Origin of the sequence: Lysinibacillus sp. GbtcB16 (assembly GCF_019091145.1) — a bacterium.
Classification (GTDB): domain Bacteria; phylum Bacillota; class Bacilli; order Bacillales_A; family Planococcaceae; genus Lysinibacillus; species Lysinibacillus fusiformis.
Genome location: NZ_JAGXJV010000325.1, coordinates 1 through 277 on the forward strand (window position 1 = coordinate 1; position 277 = coordinate 277).

Consider the following 277-nt stretch of genomic DNA (forward strand, 5'->3'; position numbering starts at 1 on the left):
TAATTTGCGGGCCATCTACTTGCAATTGTTCGCAAAACTCCACTAATTCCGGCATCGGCAGCGAATCCACCATGCCCATATCATCGATACGGGAAACGAGCTCACGGTATTTGGACTGCTTGAGCGTCAGCGGCGTGGCTAATACAAGCACCCTTTTGCCGGATGAGCGGTTCATCTCCAGCGCAGGCTTCACCGCAGGTTCCATGCCGATAATCGGCATGTCGTAGCTTTTCCTGAGCTCAGCAATAGCGATGCTGGTGGCGGTGTTGCAAGCAAT

Annotated in this window: 1 protein-coding gene; it reads right to left on the reverse strand. The window is 53.1% G+C overall.

Annotated elements, in window-relative coordinates; translation table 11 throughout:
• Window positions 1-277: glutamate racemase (locus tag KVT27_RS24435; protein WP_217582160.1), on the reverse strand; the 277-nt coding region annotated here is incomplete at both ends.